Source organism: Proteiniborus ethanoligenes (assembly GCF_900107485.1).
GTDB lineage: Bacteria > Bacillota > Clostridia > Tissierellales > Proteiniboraceae > Proteiniborus > Proteiniborus ethanoligenes.
Window position 1 is genome coordinate 1 of sequence record NZ_FNQE01000010.1, and the last position, 17485, is coordinate 17485.

Sequence of the window (17485 nt, forward strand, 5' to 3'; positions counted from 1 at the left end):
GGTATGATACAAAGCATGTCCAGAGTGTCAAGATGCATTGATAATGGACCTATGGAAGCATTCTGGGGCATGTTAAAATCTGAAATGTATTACCTTAGAAGATTCAATTCATACTCCGAATTAGAAACTGCTATTGTTGATTATATAGAGTATTACAATAATCATAGGTATCAAAGGCGATTAAAGTGTATGACACCAATAGAGTACAGAAATTACTTGCAGAATAAAGTTGCATAGAATGAGTCTACGCCAACCATTGTTCAACGATTGGCGTAGAAAGATTTTTATTTTTACCACTGTCTACTTGACAGGGGCATGTTCATTCTTAGGGGTTGTTTCTATTACTCTATTGTTTTTCCCTTTTGCTACTATTTTTATGTATTAGAAATATGAAAAAAGCACTTATAAATAAGCATATTGGGATTGTATAGTAGGCATATCTAACTCCCATGGCATCGTTTAACCATCCCATAAAAAAGTTCATAGCCATACTAATTGCCGATGTAGCCATGGTTATTATTCCAACTGCATATGCACTATTTTTTCTAAACACGTTGCTTACAGTTAATATCAATGTAGGGAATGTAATTGCAAAAAATAGTCCCGATAAAGCGATGACAAAGAGTCCCTTTTCTCCTAGTATAATTCCAAGGGCATAAAAGAAAAATGCTAATACAGATGATATTAGTACACTTTTAGTGGTTCCAAGCTTTTCTACTATAAATCCTCCAAAAAGCCTTCCTAGGGCAAATATGCCAAAAAACACAGTGGTATAATAGGTCCCTACATTTTCACTAATATTATATGCTTCCTTCATGTAATTAACAAACCAATTGCTTGTTGCCATTTCCGATGACACATATAGACCAAGACCAATCATGTAAAAATATAAAACCTTGTTTTTAAATATATATCCATAATCAATTTTACTGTCTTTTTGAGCTTTTCTAATAAAGGGTGTCTTGACAGGAATAAATGTAATAAATACTATTCCAAATAATATGGCTATATAGAGATAAATACTTCTCCAGTCTATGCCCTTATACAATAAGGTTCCTGTTGCTTTTTGAGTTATAGTGGCCCCTATTCCATAGCTAAAATGTATTAGGTTCATAAGAATAGCATTAAATCCAGCTGCCAATAATGGTACCATAGTATTTATAGATATCCCTATGAGAGACCAGCCTGCATTTAAGAGAAACATACCTATTAATAAAATAATAAAATTTGGACTCTGAGATAATGTAATTAAGGAAAGCGTCATAAATCCCGTTCCTATGAGTAAAACCTTTTTGTGTCCAATAATTTCACATAGTATCCCACCTAAATAAGAAAAAATAATATAACCTATGGAACCTATGACTATTATGGTGCCTATCTGAGTGTTGCTTACAGAGAAATCCGACTTAAAAGAAGGAACAAAAATTCCCCTGACATTATCACTTATTGCAGACAAAATCATAATGATAAAAATAAATGCTATTAACAGCCTGTTGTTTTTTTCTTTTGCATTATTCATCATATCTCTCTTATTTGCCCCTTTATCAGAATATTTGCTTAAAGCAAGCATTGTAACAATTACTATATTATCAGATAATCTACCATCTTTGTACTAATAAAAGATTGTTTACTTCTCTCTTAGCTTTTTAAAAAACTCTTTCATTATTCTAGAGCATTCATTTTCCATTACACCTAAAGTTATATCTGCCCTATGATTTAACTGCGGATTTTGCACTATATTCATTACAGAGCCACAAGCCCCCATTTTAGGGTCTCTTGCTCCTATGACTATTCTTTCTATTCTAGAGTTTACAATAGCTCCTGCACACATGGCACAAGGCTCTATGGTTACATACATAGTGCATCCCATTAATCTCCAGGCCCCTAAAGCTTCACTTGCTTTTTTTATTGCTATAATTTCTGCATGGGCAGTGGGATCATTTAGTGTTTCTCTCATATTGTAGCCTGTTCCTATTATCTTTTGGTCTTTTACAATAATAGCACCGACTGGTACCTCGTCGATGCTATAAGCTTTGTTTGCCTGATTTAATGCTATGTTCATGAAATACTCATCCATGTTTTCACCTTCAAAAAATAATTGTGGCGCACCCGAGAGGAGTCGAACCTCCGACCTACGCCTTAGGAGGGCGTCGCTCTATCCTGCTGAGCTACGGGAGCACCTTATATAACAACTATATATTTTACACTAATCTCATGTTATTGTCAATGCTCCATGATTTAGGATTCCTTTTTGCTTTGAAAATAATTGTAAATTCTATCAAATAAACTGATTTTTTGAACTGATACTTTAGTATGTAAATCTATAATATAGCTTTCTCCTCCTTTGTCCAGCACATGAACCTGTCCTACTTTGTCTCCGGCCTTTAAAGGGGCCTTTAAAAATTTTTCTAGCTTTATTTCTTGCTTTATTATTTCCCCTTTTTTCACCAGTAAGTTCAAATCTTTTTGAGGATAAATATCTACCTTTGAAATTTTAGCATTTAATATATCTATCTTTTTTATAGAAGTATCTTTATTTAAAATCTGTTTATAGCTGTAGTTTTCTAAGCCATATTCTAACAGCTCCTTGCTTACATTTTTTCTTATTTCTTCAGTTTTTGTCCCCATAACTATTCCTATAAGCCTAAAGGGTTTTGTATTATTTTCATCTTCCTTTATTTCTACTGTAGATATTAGACAATATCCTGCCTCATCCGTAAACCCTGTTTTTAACCCATCTACATTACTTATTAAGCTGAGTAATGGATTAGTATTATCTCTATCATAACCTCTTGAAGGCATAAGCATTTTATTTATTTTAGTTGTTTCTAATATTTGTGGATACTTTGATATTACATATCTAGAGAGTTCAAATAATTCTCTAGTAGTCATCATATTTTGAACTCCATTTTTCAATGGGTACCCATTAGGATTTAGGTATACTGTATTTGCTAATCCTATTTCCTGAGCCTTATCATTCATTAATTTAGTAAATGCATCTGCACTTCCAGATATATGCTCTGCTATTGCTATACAAGAATCATTAGCTGAAACTATCATTATAGAATCTAACAGTGTTCTAAGAGTTAGCTCCTCCCCTTCCCTAAGCTTTAATGAGGAGCCTGGTGTTCTTGATGCTGTATGGCTTATGGTTACTATGTCGTCTAAGCTTACCTTGCCACTATCCACATGTTCCATTGCCAATAAATAGGTCATTAGCTTAGTTAAGCTAGCTATTTCTATTTGAGCATCTATATTATATTCATAAAAAATCTCTCCACTTTCAAAATCGCCTAGAAGTACAGCTCTCGTTTCTTGAGAAAAGTCTTCAGCCCCATATGTAGTACTAGATAATAAAATTATCATTATAATTAAAACGCATATGAATTTTTTCTTCATTTTGCCCCCCATAGTTAGAATTAAGTAATTTGAATATGCTTATCTCTATTTAAATATTATATCAGAAGTTTCATTAATTTTAAATTAGCCTCTCTTGGAATTATTTTAAATATAAATCAATAGAATATATTATCATAGTTTAATCTTTTAAAAGGAATGTTTATTATTCACTTTGCTTTATTGATTTTACCTTAATTTTAGTTATTAAGGCTTTTTCTGAATATTGTTAATATTCAAAATATTTGTTGCTTTATAGCAACTTTTATTTTAAAATATTTATAATAAATCTGTTCAAAATTTAGAGCATAAATTTAAAATTAAAGGGGGAAAAAAAATGTATAAGAAGGTAATTGCTTTACTGTTAGCCACTTTAATGGTTCTTACATTAGCTAGCTGTGGTACAAAGCAGACTGCTAGTGACAAAGGCCTAGACTTTAAAATCGGTCTTGTGACTGGTACTGTTTCTCAGGGTGAGGAGGAATTCAGAGCTGGCGAGGATATGGTAAAGAAATATGGGGCAGATGTAATTAAGCACGTTACATATCCAGACAAGTTTGCACAGGAGCAGGAAACAACCATTGCTCAAATAACAAGCTTAGCAGCAGATCCAAAGGTTAAAGCAATAGTAATAGTTCAAGCAGTACCTGGAAGTGCTGCAGCAATAGACAAGGTTAAAGAAACTAGAGATGATATTCTGTTCATAGGTGGAGTGCCTCATGAGGACCCAGGAACTATTTCTTCTAGAATGGATATTTTACTTGAAACTGATAATATTAAACGTGGAGAAACTATAATTCAGCTTGCTAAAGATATGGGGGCAGACACATTTGTTCACTATTCCTTCCCAAGACATATGTCAATGGAGCTTTTATCTCGTAGAAGAGACGTAATGAAAGAAACTGCTTCTAAGCTAGGTATTAAATTCCTTGAAGTTGATGCGCCAGATCCGTTAGGTGATGCCGGAATTCCTGGAGCTCAACAGTTTATACTTGAGGATGTGCCTAGACAGGTAGATGCTCTTGGAGAAAAAACTGCTTTCTTTAGCACTAACTGTGCTATGCAAGAGCCTCTAATTAAGTCTATCTTAAACGAAGGTGGTCTATATCCTGAGCAATGCTGTCCAAGTCCATACCATGCATATCCAGGTGCTATGGGAATTGAAATTCCACAAGAAAAAGCTGGGGACGTTCAGTTTATGCTAGATCAAATCAATGCTAAGGTTGTAGAATCTAACCGAAGTGGCAATTTTGCTACATGGAAGGCTCCTGCCAATATGGCAATGGTAAATGCAGCTGTAGAATATGCTATAGAATATGGAAAAGGCAATGTTGGAAAATTCAATAGAGATAAAATGGTTGAATTGCTAGAAAAAGCAGCAAAAGGAAAGGTTCAGGTAAGTGAGCTAGATGGCCATCCAAACTTCTTAATGTTCGTTACTGAGTCTCAAGTGTTTAAATAAAATATAGGGTTGCCTTAGGGCAACCCTTATATTTAAATCTACCTTTGCAAAAAAAGGGGGAAACTTAATTGACAGAAACCTATGTATTAGAAATGAAAAATATAAGTAAGGATTATTCAGGAAACAAAGTATTGAAAAATATAAATATTAAAATAAAATCTGGAGAAATACATGGTCTTGTTGGAGAAAATGGTGCAGGAAAATCTACCCTGATGAATGTTTTGTTTGGAATGCCTGTTATTCATTCAACAGGAGGCTATGAAGGAGACATCTTAATAGGTGGACAAATATGTAATCCTAAAACTCCTAGAGAAGCTATGGACTTGGGCATTGGTATGGTACATCAAGAATTCATGCTTATACCAGGTTTTACTATAACTGAAAATATAAAGCTTAATAGAGAAACTACTAAAAAAAGCTTATTAAGCTTAGCTTTTGGACAAAAACTTAAAAACTTAGATTATAGTTCTATGAGGAATGATAGTAAAAAATCCTTGAACACTCTTGGAATAAACATTGATGAATGGTTGCCCGTTGCAGGATTACCTGTTGGATATATGCAGTTTGTTGAAATAGCTAGAGAAATAGATAAAAGCAATTTAAAGCTTTTGGTATTTGATGAACCTACTGCCGTCCTTACAGAATCTGAAGCAGAAATCTTTTTAAATGCTGTTAAAAAGCTAGCGAACATGGGCATAGCTATACTTTTTATTTCTCATAGATTAGATGAAGTATTGAGTGTTACTGATAACATTACTGTTTTAAGGGATGGAGAGGTAATTAAAACTTTACCTACAAAGGACACTAATATTAGATATATAGCAGAGTTAATGGTTGGGCGTAAAATAGAGAGAAGCTATACTTCAGTTTCAGAGAATAGTATTGATGATAATAGTGAAGATTATGCCTTAGAAATAAATAATCTATTTGTCAACATGCCAGGTGAAATGGTAAAGGGTCTTCATCTTAAGATAAAAAAAGGAGAAATACTTGGAATAGGAGGATTAGCAGGACAGGGTAAAATAGGAATTGCCAATGGGATAATGGGACTTTACCCTACAAAGGGAGAAATATTAAAAGACGGAAAACCTATACCTTTAAATAATCCTAAGGAAACACTTAACCGGAATATTGCCTTTGTATCTGAGGACAGAAGAGGTATCGGTCTTTTGTTAGATGATTCCATTGAATACAATATAGCCATATCTGCTATACAAACTAAAAATAGATTTATAAGAAAAATAGGTCCTTTTAAAATGATTAACTTTAAAGAAGCAAAAAAACACTCCTTAAGTATGGTTAAGGAATTAGATATTAGATGTACTAGTATAAAGCAGCTTACTCAAAAATTAAGTGGTGGAAATCAGCAAAAGGTATGTATTGCTAGAGCATTAACATTAGAGCCTGATATCCTTCTTGTTTCAGAGCCTACTCGAGGTATAGATATCGGTGCTAAAAGTATTATATTAGATTTATTAGTCAGGCTTAACAGAGAGTTGGGCATGACTATAATCATAACCTCAAGTGAACTGGCAGAGCTTCGTTCAATCTCAAATAGAATTGCAATTATCTTTAATGGCAGGTTAGAAGGAATCTTCCCTCCTGATGCAAGTGATGCAGATTTTGGCTTGATGATGGCTGGAGAATATAATAAGAAGGAGGCTCTGTAATATGGAACAAGTTAAAAAGTATATTAAGAGCATTGGATTACCTCGTCTGATAATATTTTCCTTTTTGTTGATTTTAATGATTATTGCTGTCTTTCTTGATATTCCTCTGTCTAGCCTAATTAGCGATATGCTAGTTCGTTTTGGTATGAATAGTGTACTGGTGCTAGCAATGGTTCCTGCCATACAATCGGGCATAGGTTTAAACTTTGCCTTGCCAATAGGCATTGTCTGTGGTCTCATAGGTGCTTTGGTAAGTATAGAATTTAAGCTTTCAGGATTTACAGGCTTATGGGTTTCATTTATCGTTGCCATACCTTTAGCTATAATTGCAGGCTATGTATACGGAGTAATGTTGAACAAGGTAAAAGGACAAGAAATGACTGTTGGTACATATGTGGGCTTTTCCATAGTATCTGCCATGTGCATATTCTGGCTTATAGCCCCCTTTAAAAGTCCTGAGCTTATATGGGCATATGGTGGTAATGGTCTTAGAGTAACTGTGTCTTTAGAATCTTCTATTGACAAGCTATTAAATAATTTTCTTTCCTTCTCAATTGGAGGAGTTAAAATTCCTACAGGGCTTATTGGTTTCTTTCTATTATGTGCTTTTATGTATTTGCTTTTCAGTAAAAGCAAAAAGGGTGCTGCAATGAAAGTAGCTGGTAGTAATGAAGGCTTTGCTATTTCTAACGGGATAAACGTCAATGAGGAAAGAATATTAGGAACAATATTATCAACTGTATTAGCCTCTATAGGGATTATTTTATATAGTCAGTCCTTTGGATTTTTGCAGCTATATAATGCTCCCCTTTATTCTGCCTTTCCTGCTGTAGCAGCCATACTCATAGGAGGAGCCACATTAAAACAGGCAAATATTGTTCATGTAATTATTGGAACTCTATTGTTTCAGTCCCTACTAGTAGTTTCTCTTCCTGTAATCAATATATTGTCTGAAGGAAGTATGTCTGAAATAGTCAGGATAATAGTAAGTAATGGTATTATTCTATACGCTCTAACTAGAAATACAGGAGGTGAGCAGGTATAATGGGTACTAATATAAGACTTGAAGATTTAGATATGGAGAAAAAAAACATAGGCAAGACTTTAGGGAAATTTTTCAAAAAATATGCTGTTCCTATAATTTTTCTAGTTCTCTGTTTAGTAGGCTATGTTTTTGCAGAAATACCTTTTATATTTCTGCTAAATGAGATAATAATAAGACTAGCAAGAAACTCCTTTTTAGTCTTATCCTTAATTATACCTGTCATAGCAGGAATGGGACTGAATTTTGGGATAGTTCTTGGAGCCATGGCTGGGCAAGTAGCCCTAATAATAATTGCCAACCTCCCCATTGAAGGAATATGGGCATTTTTATTAGCAATAGGAATATCTACTCCTATAGCTATTGTTTTTGGATATCTTACTGGAATTGTCCTAAATAAAGCAATAGGAAAAGAAATGATTACTAGTATGATTCTAGGTTATTTTGCAAATGGATTGTACCAGCTTGCATTTTTAGTTCTGGCAGGCCCAATTATACCTATAATAAATGAAAGCCTTTTATTATCTACTGGAATAGGTATAAAAAATACAATTGATTTGTCCAATATTAGATATGCATTAGACGATGTGATAAAGATAAAGCCTTATCCTGGCCTTTCTATTCCAATATTCACTATGGTTATGGTAGGGATATTATGCATACTACTGACCTTCTTCTTTAGGACAAAGTTAGGTCAAGATATGCGAGCAACTGGACAAAACCTTCATATTGCAAAGGTTTCAGGCATCAATGTTGGAAGAACTAGAATTATTGCTACAATAATATCCACGATATTAGCCGCTTGGGGTCAGCTTATTTTCCTTCAAAATATAGGAACTCTGAATACTTATGGAAGCCATGAGCAGGTAGGCCTTTTTGCCGTAGCATCTCTTTTAGTAGGTGGTGCTTCTGTAACCAAAGCCACCTTTAGTCAAGCACTGCTAGGTACCTTCCTCTTCCATATGCTGTTTATAATATCTCCTTTTGCTGGGCAAAATTTAATGAATAATAGTCAGATTGGTGAATTCTTTAGGGTATTTGTAGCCTATGGTGTCATAGGTATTGCCCTTGCACTCCATGCTTGGCAAAGAAAGGGAGAATTATAAAACAATTGAGAATTAAAAATTAAAAGACAAAATGAGTTATAAAAAGCACGAGAAGATGATTAAAAAAAGACCTAGATATGTTTTCTAGGTCTCTTTTAATATCTATTTTAATTTATTCTACAAAAAGCCACACTATAATTAAGACTATTACAGAAACTATTCTAGACATTATTAAATATGCTTCACTAGGCTCGGCATCTTTAAACTTCCATCCCTCTGATACTTTCCATGTCAATCTAGGATTTATAATTCCTATGATTAAAATTATGCTAGCGATAATTTTCATGAGTATCTTAATTTCCCCCTTTTTCCGCTTTAGGCACCTCTCTTATTTTTATTACTTCTTAATAATCCTCTCTAATCCACCTACATATGGTCTTAAAGCCTCAGGTATGACTACAGATCCGTCTTCTTCTTGGAAGTTTTCTAGAATCGCTGCTAGTGTTCTTCCTACAGCAAGACCTGAGCCGTTTAGTGTGTGGACATATTCTACCTTTCCTGTTTCCTTATCTCTGTATTTGAGATTTGCTCTTCTTGATTGGAAGTCCTCAAAGTTACTGCAAGAAGAAATCTCTACATATCTGTTGTAGCTAGGCATCCATACTTCTATATCATAGGTCTTAGCAGATGAGAACCCTAAATCTCCTGTACATAGCTCCACTACTCTATAAGGTATATTAAATAGCTGTAGCACCTTTTCTGCATTTTCTGTTAACTTTTCAAGCTCATCATATGAAGTTTGTGGCTTAGCTAGCTTTACAAGCTCTACCTTATCAAATTGATGGTTTCTTATAAGACCTCTAGTGTCTCTTCCTGCTGAACCAGCCTCTTGTCTAAAGCAAGGTGTATATGCAGTATAGTATATTGGAAGCTTTTCTTCATCTAAAATTTCGTCTCTATGAATATTAGTAACAGGTACTTCTGCAGTGGGTACTAGGAAAAAGTCCTTATCTGGTATCTTAAATGCATCTTCTTCAAACTTTGGAAGCTGTCCAGTTCCAGTCATACTAGCTCTATTTACCATAAACGGTGGTGAGATTTCAGTATAACCATGTTGGCCAGCATGAAGGTTTAGCATAAAGTTGATTATTGCTCTTTCCAAGGTAGCTCCTAGTCCCTTGAATATAGTAAATCTTGCGCCTGTAATCTTTGAAGCTCTCTCAAAATCTAATACATCAAGGTCTGTTCCTATGTCCCAATGTGCCTTAGGCTCAAATTCAAAGCTTCTAGGCTCTCCCCATTTTCTTACCTCAACATTATCTGCGTCACTTTCACCTACTGCAATATTAGGATTAGGTATATTAGGTATACGAAGCAGCATATCGTTTAGTTGATTTTCTACCTCTTTTACGTCAGTATCTAAATCTTTAATCTTTTGAGATAGCTCTTTCATCTCATTTAATACTTCTGTTGCATCCTTACCTTCCTTTTTCAACTTAGGAACCTGTTTTGATACCTGATTTTGTCTTGCTTTCATTTCCTCTACCTGAACTAAAAGCTGGCGTCTTTTTTCGTCTAATTCCAATATTTTATCAATACCATATTCACCGTTTCTTTTTGCAAGACCAGCTTTTACTTCTTCTGGATTTAATCTAATTCTTCTAATATCTAGCATTTTAACTCCTCCTTTAATATTAAAAAATAAAAAAACTCCCGTCCCTTATAGATTATATAAGGGACGAGAGAATCTCCCGTGTTGCCACCCTAGTTAGCTAAATAATTAATTCAGCTCACTCTTTGCAGTATATCCCCTGCTTAGGTTTTACCTTTTCAGTAAAATACTCAAGGATGGATTCAATATACTATAGCACCAATTCTCACCAACCATTGGCTCTCTTAAGATATAAATATATTTACTATTTCCTATCATTGCATCCTATTAATTTAATGAATATTCTAACATATACAAAACTTTCTTGCAATAGTTATTTGCTAAATTCTCTAACTTTATGCATATTATTGTTCTTCTTCTACTTCCTCTGGCACAAGCACACTTTCTAGCCTTACTAATACTTCCTCTAGTTGCTTAATATACTCTCCATATTTTGCCCAATCTCCATTTTGTGATGCTTCCTTTGCATTTATAAATAATTCATTGGCTCTTTTTACAAGCTCTTCTACATCTTTATCCTCTATGTCTATATCTACTACAGCACCAGGTTTTTTATTATCCTCTTCTACAGTTAGCTGTCCAAATACTTTAGATAGTGCTAAATCAAGAGTTTCTTCCATGACTATTTTGTTTTTATATGCTACTATTACTCTCTTCATTTCTGGAAGACTGTTTTCATTATCTGCTTGTAAATATACTGGCTCTACATAAAGGAGGGAATCCTCTATTGGAATTATAAGTAGGTTTCCTCTTAATACGTTTGAGCCTTTTTGACTCCATAAAGTAAGCTGCGGGGATATTTCAGAATCCTGGTCTATTCTAGATTCAATCAGCATAGGTCCATCTATAGTTTCGCTCTTAGGAAACTTATATATTATAAGCTGTCCAAAGTTATCCCCATCATTTCTCCCTACTAATAAGGATATCATGTTAGATCTATTGGCTGGAGTATATGGAACTGTTATTAAAAATTCTGCTTTTTCTTCTCCTGGAAGCTTAAACATAAGATAGTTTGACTCTACCTCTAATATTTCCGTCATGTATTTTTCCTTAGCTATATCCCAAATATCCTCTCTGTTATAAAGAACCCTAGGATTATCTATATGATAAGTTCTATATATCTCTGCTTGTATATCAAACATATCTTGAGAATATCTTATATGCTCTTTTATGCCCTTTGGCATCTTATCTATGCTTGTAAACAAATCTTTAAATATCTTACCATAAGTCATCACTATAGGATCATTTTCATCTACTACATAAAATTTTACATCTCCATTGTAAGCATCTATTACCACTTTAACTGAGTTTCTCACATAATTAGTTCCTGAATCATTTATAGGCTGGGAATATGGATATCTGTCTGTAGTTGAATATGCGTCTAGTATCCAATATAGCTTACCATCTTCTTGATTTATAACTATATAAGCATCCTCATCATAATGTAAAAACGGTGCTAGCTTTCTTACCCTTTCATTTATATTTCTATACATTATTATTCTACTGTCTGAATTAATGTTTCTAGAAATAAGAAGCTTAAAATCGCTTTGTTTAATTGCATATAATAATTTATTTAATCCTTTTAATTCAATGCCTGCATTTCCTTCATAAATCGTTTCTTGATTATCATCTCCCATTGGATAATCAAATTCCTTTTCATCTGTGTTTACTATTATATATTCGTTCGTTATTTCTCCAAAGTATATTTCTGGTCTTTCAATTCTTAAATCAGTTTCTGTAACAGGTGGTATATTTTTTATTAAAAGCTTTGGCTGTCCTTCAGGTGTTGTTTCATTTACCTGTGATGCAGTAACCCCATAACCATGGGTATATTTAAGACGCTTGTTAATCCAGGTTTGAGCTTGGCCACTTAGTCTTTCTTGGTCTAGCTCCCTAGCAGATAGAAATACTTGTGTATATTTGCCCTCAATATAATATCTATCTATATCTACATCTGTAAATCTATAGTATGGTCTTATACCTTGAAGCTGGTTATAGACTTGATTGACAGGTAAATAATCGTTTATTCTTATGTTTTTTATAGTCTCTTCATTGTCTAGTATATCTTCCTTAGTTAGGTTTTGACTTACAGGAAATATTCTTTCTTCAACATTGTCTATTCCATAGGCTTTTTGTGTAAGTTCTATCCCATATTTTAAATATTGCTCTTCTTTAGATATTTCATCAGGCTCAACTATATATTTCTGTATTGCAATACTGGCTAAATTACCAACTAAAGATACTACTATAAGAAGTATTGGACCTGCTAATGCTATTTTTAATCTTTTCTTGAGAGCGCCGTATATAAACCCAAATGCAGATATTACTGCTAATACCGCCATTATTCTATAAACCCAGAGAGTAATTTTGATGTCTGTATAGCCTGCACCATATACTACTCCTCTAGGAGAATATAGAAGATAGTATGATTTTAATATATAGTTAGCTCCTAATAATAAAAACATAATAAGCCCTATTACACTTATTTGAATCAACGCTACATTTAATATCCTTTTAGTAATATCTTTATATAAATTTTTTACATTAACAAAGTTTTGTTCTTCAAATACATTAGATTCTTCTGTAGCTGGTCTTTTTACTGTCAGCATCACTAGATAAAGGACTACTGTTATTACTATAAGCATAAAAAGCAAGAGATTTAATAAGCTAATAATTTCACCTAATAAGGGTAGCTTAAATACATAAAATGAAATCTCTTTATTGAAAATAGGATCATTTACATTAAATTCTGTAGCATTTTTAAACTGAAGTATTTCAAGCCATAATCTGTTGGACACTACTGATGCCATGAAAATCGAAATAGCTGCAGAAATTAGGCTTAAAAACATATTAAATTTTTTCTCTTCCTTCTTATCTACAATGATATTTCCCAGTTTATAATAGTTCTTCTTGACTGATAAAATATAAATCATAATTATTATAAACACAGCAAAAAAAGTTGGTATACCTATTAAGAACTGGTTTTCTAGCTTAGTGAAGAAGGTTTTTGTGTAACCTAATTCATTAAACCATTGATAGTCTGTTATAAAATCGACTACTTCTGTAAAAGAACTAATAAAAACAATTATTATAAATATAGCAATTCCTAATCCAAATCTTTTCCCTTTTTTCAAATCATCAACTCCCATCATATGAAGAATGTGTATAAGTTAATTATACTATCTATACACACCATATTCAAATCATCATATATTATATTTATGTTATATTAGCTTTACGCATTTTTATCATAAATCCAGTATCCTACACATATCTATTATGTATTAGATAATTATATCTAACACAATCAAGGTTTATTATAAAAAGCTTTTCATTTTTTATTTAATTATCTGTATCAACCATATCTCTTTTGGAAAAACTCTATTTAGCACTACTAGTTATTTGGAGGATAGATATATGACTATATTGTTGAATACTGAAAAAAGCTCAGTAGATTCCAATTCACCTTTTGCAAGATCAATGCTCAGCGATATTATCTATAATTACATGGAAAAATATTATAATGATGCTTATGAGGATATTATAATATTATGTGTTGGAACTGATAGGTCTACAGGAGATTCGTTAGGTCCTTTAACTGGTTACAAGCTTACACACCTTCCAAGGCTATATCCTAATGTTTATGTTTTAGGTACACTAGATGACCCCGTACACGCAAAAAATCTAGTAGAGAAGATTAACCATATATACTCTATTTATAATAATCCTTTTGTCATAGCTATAGATGCTTGTCTGGGTAGATTAGAACGTGTAGGGTATATTACCGTTGCTAAAGGTGCTTTAAAGCCTGGTGCAGGAGTAAATAAAGACCTGCCTCATATTGGTGATATACATATAACTGGGGTAGTGAATCTAGGTGGTTTTATGGAATACATTATATTGCAAAACACAAGATTAAGTACAATCATGAGAATGGCAGATATTATTTCCGCCGGGTTTATTACTTCCTTTTGGAAATTATTTAAGGAAAAAGAATATGAGAGTTTAAACAATTAGCATAAAAAAAGTAGAAGAGGCTAGACTTCTACTTTTTTATGCTTATTCAAATAAGGGACTATAGATTCTATTAGAAATTATTCTATCTATTTCATCTGCAGTTTTTCCTGCTGCATTAATTAATATGATGCCTTTATTCATGTCAGCACCACTGTTCATGCTAACTAAATTACTGTGATATCCTATGTCATATCCATCAGCCATATAGATTACTGCTTCCACAGCCTTTCCTTCATTTATGTTAACTATTTCATAGCCAAGCTTACTTAAGTCTTTTCTTATATGGCTTAAACCTTTCTGTACTGCAATTTTTTTCCCCATAAAAACACCCCTTGAAGCTACTATATATACTTATTGTTAGCATCAAAGGGTTTTTTATTCTTGTTTATTTTGCATATACCTTTATTTTTTGACTATGGGTTATGAAACTTACGCTGTCTTTTACTGTAAGAACCTCACCATCTATATTTAATATTAATTCATTATCAAATTTTAAATTTACGTTTTTGGATTTGTATACACTAACATAGTCTGTTATGTTTATATGCTCGCCTTTAAACACCAACGGAAACAAGGTAAAAAGCTTAAGCTTGCTCATTTTCTTTATGATAACCACATGAAAATAACCATCATCTATTGAAGCCATAGGGCATATTTTTATACCGCCACCATAGTATTTCCCATTTGAAACAGCTGCTAAAAGTACATCTGTTTCAATACTATCTTTATCAAGCTCTATTGTAAGTCTTTTGCTTTTATATAATGCTAAGGTCATAATCATGCTAATAGTGTATGAAATACTACTTTTTATTATTTTTTTTATCTTTTCATTTCTTTTTACGATTTCAGCATCCATTCCCATACTAGCTACATTTAAGAAAATCTTTCCATTTATTCTGCCAAAATCAATATCTTTTGTTACACCGCTTAGCAAGGAGTATAAGGCTTCCTCTGGATCTTGGGGTATGTCAAGACTTCTAGCTAAATCGTTACCAGTACCTCCTGGTATAATACCTAATGTTCCATAGCCTTTTTGGACTATTCCCATAGCAACCTCATTTATAGTTCCATCTCCACCTACTGCTACGATACTATTGAAGCCTTCTTCCAGTCCTTTTATAGTAATATCTGTGGCTTCCTTCGGCTTACTAGTTAAAGTTATCTTATATATAATATGAGTCTTGTCCATTTTTTCCTTAATAAGGGGTACTAGCTTTTTGGCTTTATCTGTCCCTGCAACAGGATTCACAACAAATAAAATTTTCAAGTAATATCACCATACCTATTCCATATTTTATCTTGATAAGGATTGTCTCTTTGCTCTATCTAAAGCCTGCATTTCTTCAACAGATAATGGATAGGTAGACTCACCCTTAAGTATAGGCTTTGCATAAGTGTTGCTTTCATCTCTTCCATATATGCTAGTTATTACAAATCCATCCAGTTTATCATCTAATAACGCTATTGAAAAGCTTAAATCACTTCCCATATCATTAAATGCATTATATCTTATAAATCCAATTCTCTGGAGGCAAAGTTCTAATCTGTCATTGAGATTTTCAATATATTTTTTTAGCTCTAGCATTTCTCCCTTTGCATCTTTAATTTCATCAATATAATTTAAGAGTATGGTCTCTAATGAATTGGTGTCTGAATCTCCTACTAAACGATTATACTTTTTAGTGATGCTAGAAATTCTTATTCCTCTGATTATGTATAATAACAATAACAAAACATTAAATAAAGACATTACTATGACTATTTCTACAATATGTTCAGTAAAAAAATTAAATATAAATTCCATAATTTCTCCTTTCTCTAATTACAACTATGTTCTGTTTCATGTATTCTATTATAATACGGAAATTCCTGCTTATAAATTAATTTTTGATTAAAATAAATTAAAAGAAGGACTTGATTTCCTTCTTTCATTAGATTTCCCTTGAAATACTATTTACTGCCTCTAGAGCAGTTTCTATATCCTTAACAGTATTAAATGGTCCTATACTAAATCTAACACAGCCTTGTTCATAGCAGCCTATGGTTTTATGTGCAAGAGGTGCACAATGTAGACCTGGTCTGACTGCAATATCAAAAACCTGATCTAATATATAGCTTACCTCTGAGGAATCCTCTTCTCCAATATTAATAGATACTACTGGTGCCTGTTTATCTACATCACAAGGTCCATAAATTTTTACATCCTTAATTTCCTTAAGCCCATCTATGAAAATTTTTGTTAATTTCCTTTCATGCTCCCTAATATCTTCTATTCCTCTATCTACAATGTATTTTAAGCCTGCACCTAATCCCACTATTCCAGGCATATTTGGTGTTCCACTTTCAAGCTTATCTGGATAGATTTCGGGCTGTATTAAAGAGTCAGATTTGCTACCTGTTCCACCTTCTTTTATATTTCCTATTTCAATACCTTCTCTTATATATATTCCACCAGTTCCTTGAGGACCTAGTAAGCTTTTATGTCCAGGAAAGGCTAATATATCTATATTCATATTTGCTACATCAATAGGATATACTCCTGCAGTTTGAGCTGCATCTACCATATAAACTAATTTATGTTTTTTTGCAATATCCCCAATTGCCTTTATGGGAAATATTGTTCCCGTCACATTAGATGCATGTGTTGTCAGGATTAATTTTGTATTTTGATTAATGGCTTCTTCAATATCTCTAGTGTCAACGCTTCCTTCTTCATCGCATTGTACTATTGTAGTCTTTACACCTATTTTTTCTAAGGCTTTTAATGGACGTAGCACTGAATTATGCTCCATAGATGTGGTTATTACATGATCTCCTGGCTTTAGCAGTCCTTTAATTCCAAGATTTAGTCCATCAGTAGCATTGGGAGTAAATATTATTCTCATAGGGTCTTCTATATTAAAAAATGCAGCTAGAAGCTCCCTTGTTTCATAAATAGCTCTGCCTGCTTTTAAGGCTAATTTATGACCTGATCTACCAGGGTTTGCCCCGTATTCTCTCATTGCATCCATTATGGCTTCATACACTATATCTGGCTTTGGAAAAGATGTTGCTGCGTTATCTAAATATATCAAGGTTAACACCTCCAAGGTGATTCTTTTTATAACGAACAGAAAAGCTTCCTTAATCCCTAATGCTTTCATAGAGGCTTTTATATACTTATAATATATTATATTCATC

At 33.0% G+C, this 17485-nt stretch carries 16 protein-coding genes, 1 tRNA gene and 1 other annotated feature; of the genes, 6 read left to right on the plus strand and 11 right to left on the minus strand.

Annotated elements, in window-relative coordinates:
* On the plus strand, window positions 1-237 hold a 237-nt coding region (locus BLV37_RS05315), incomplete at its 5' end, for an IS3 family transposase (protein WP_143031482.1).
* Window positions 238-346: 109 nt separating this feature from the next.
* On the opposite strand, the gene BLV37_RS05320 is transcribed toward BLV37_RS05315, so the two are convergent.
* From BLV37_RS05320 to BLV37_RS05335, 4 genes are all read right to left on the minus strand, one after another.
* Window positions 347-1522 (minus strand): MFS transporter, encoded by a 1176-nt coding sequence (locus BLV37_RS05320; protein ID WP_244270475.1) that lies wholly within the window; start codon window positions 1520-1522, stop codon window positions 347-349.
* A gap of 105 nt (window positions 1523-1627) precedes the next feature.
* On the minus strand, window positions 1628-2077 hold the full coding sequence (gene tadA, locus BLV37_RS05325; protein WP_091728340.1) for a tRNA adenosine(34) deaminase TadA: 450 nt from the start codon (window positions 2075-2077) through the stop codon (window positions 1628-1630).
* A gap of 24 nt (window positions 2078-2101) precedes the next feature.
* Window positions 2102-2178: transfer RNA gene (locus BLV37_RS05330), tRNA-Arg, on the minus strand.
* 60 nt (window positions 2179-2238) lie between these two features.
* On the minus strand, window positions 2239-3399 hold the full coding sequence (locus BLV37_RS05335) for a D-alanyl-D-alanine carboxypeptidase family protein (RefSeq protein WP_176967880.1): 1161 nt from the start codon (window positions 3397-3399) through the stop codon (window positions 2239-2241).
* A gap of 334 nt (window positions 3400-3733) precedes the next feature.
* Here BLV37_RS05335 and BLV37_RS05340 point away from each other — a divergent pair, with 334 nt between their 5' ends.
* The 4 genes from BLV37_RS05340 (at window position 3734) to BLV37_RS05355 (ending at window position 8676) form a co-directional block, all read left to right on the plus strand.
* Window positions 3734-4858 carry a DUF3798 domain-containing protein gene (locus tag BLV37_RS05340; RefSeq protein ID WP_091728345.1) on the plus strand — a complete coding sequence of 375 codons (1125 nt, stop codon included), beginning with the start codon at window positions 3734-3736 and terminating at the stop codon, window positions 4856-4858.
* A gap of 68 nt (window positions 4859-4926) precedes the next feature.
* Window positions 4927-6528 (plus strand): sugar ABC transporter ATP-binding protein, encoded by a 1602-nt coding sequence (locus BLV37_RS05345; protein WP_208975204.1) that lies wholly within the window; start codon window positions 4927-4929, stop codon window positions 6526-6528.
* Window position 6529: 1 nt separating this feature from the next.
* Complete coding sequence (locus tag BLV37_RS05350; RefSeq protein WP_091728347.1) at window positions 6530-7573, plus strand: ABC transporter permease subunit; 1044 nt, start codon at window positions 6530-6532, stop codon at window positions 7571-7573.
* On the plus strand, window positions 7573-8676 hold the full coding sequence (locus BLV37_RS05355) for an ABC transporter permease subunit (protein ID WP_244270476.1): 1104 nt from the start codon (window positions 7573-7575) through the stop codon (window positions 8674-8676). Before BLV37_RS05350 ends, BLV37_RS05355 begins: the two co-directional genes overlap by 1 nt.
* A 112-nt stretch (window positions 8677-8788) precedes the next feature.
* On the opposite strand, the gene BLV37_RS05360 is transcribed toward BLV37_RS05355, so the two are convergent.
* The 3 genes from BLV37_RS05360 to BLV37_RS05370 form a co-directional block, all read right to left on the minus strand.
* Complete coding sequence (locus BLV37_RS05360; protein ID WP_091728350.1) at window positions 8789-8962, minus strand: DUF6199 family natural product biosynthesis protein; 174 nt, start codon at window positions 8960-8962, stop codon at window positions 8789-8791.
* 51 nt (window positions 8963-9013) lie between these two features.
* Window positions 9014-10291 carry a serine--tRNA ligase gene (gene serS, locus BLV37_RS05365; RefSeq protein WP_091728354.1) on the minus strand — a complete coding sequence of 426 codons (1278 nt, stop codon included), beginning with the start codon at window positions 10289-10291 and terminating at the stop codon, window positions 9014-9016.
* A gap of 56 nt (window positions 10292-10347) precedes the next feature.
* Window positions 10348-10555 (minus strand) — a binding site (T-box leader).
* A gap of 77 nt (window positions 10556-10632) precedes the next feature.
* Window positions 10633-13422 carry a UPF0182 family membrane protein gene (locus tag BLV37_RS05370; RefSeq protein ID WP_091728355.1) on the minus strand — a complete coding sequence of 930 codons (2790 nt, stop codon included), beginning with the start codon at window positions 13420-13422 and terminating at the stop codon, window positions 10633-10635.
* A gap of 283 nt (window positions 13423-13705) precedes the next feature.
* Between BLV37_RS05370 and yyaC the strand changes: the two genes are divergently transcribed.
* Entirely contained in the window at window positions 13706-14305 is a 600-nt protein-coding gene (yyaC, locus tag BLV37_RS05375) for a spore protease YyaC (protein ID WP_091728358.1), read from the plus strand.
* Window positions 14306-14347: 42 nt separating this feature from the next.
* On the opposite strand, the gene BLV37_RS05380 is transcribed toward yyaC, so the two are convergent.
* The 4 genes from BLV37_RS05380 to BLV37_RS05395 all read right to left on the minus strand — a co-directional run bounded on the left by BLV37_RS05380 (window position 14348) and on the right by BLV37_RS05395 (window position 17388).
* Window positions 14348-14626 carry a YkuS family protein gene (locus BLV37_RS05380; RefSeq protein ID WP_091728360.1) on the minus strand — a complete coding sequence of 93 codons (279 nt, stop codon included), beginning with the start codon at window positions 14624-14626 and terminating at the stop codon, window positions 14348-14350.
* A gap of 64 nt (window positions 14627-14690) precedes the next feature.
* Window positions 14691-15572, minus strand: coding sequence for a diacylglycerol/lipid kinase family protein (locus tag BLV37_RS05385; protein ID WP_091728363.1), 882 nt, complete (start codon window positions 15570-15572; stop codon window positions 14691-14693).
* Between the two features lie 27 nt (window positions 15573-15599).
* Complete coding sequence (locus tag BLV37_RS05390) at window positions 15600-16109, minus strand: DUF4446 family protein (protein ID WP_091728366.1); 510 nt, start codon at window positions 16107-16109, stop codon at window positions 15600-15602.
* Window positions 16110-16236: 127 nt separating this feature from the next.
* Entirely contained in the window at window positions 16237-17388 is a 1152-nt protein-coding gene (locus BLV37_RS05395) for an aminotransferase class V-fold PLP-dependent enzyme (protein ID WP_483145408.1), read from the minus strand.
* Between the last annotated feature and the right edge of the window lie 97 nt (window positions 17389-17485).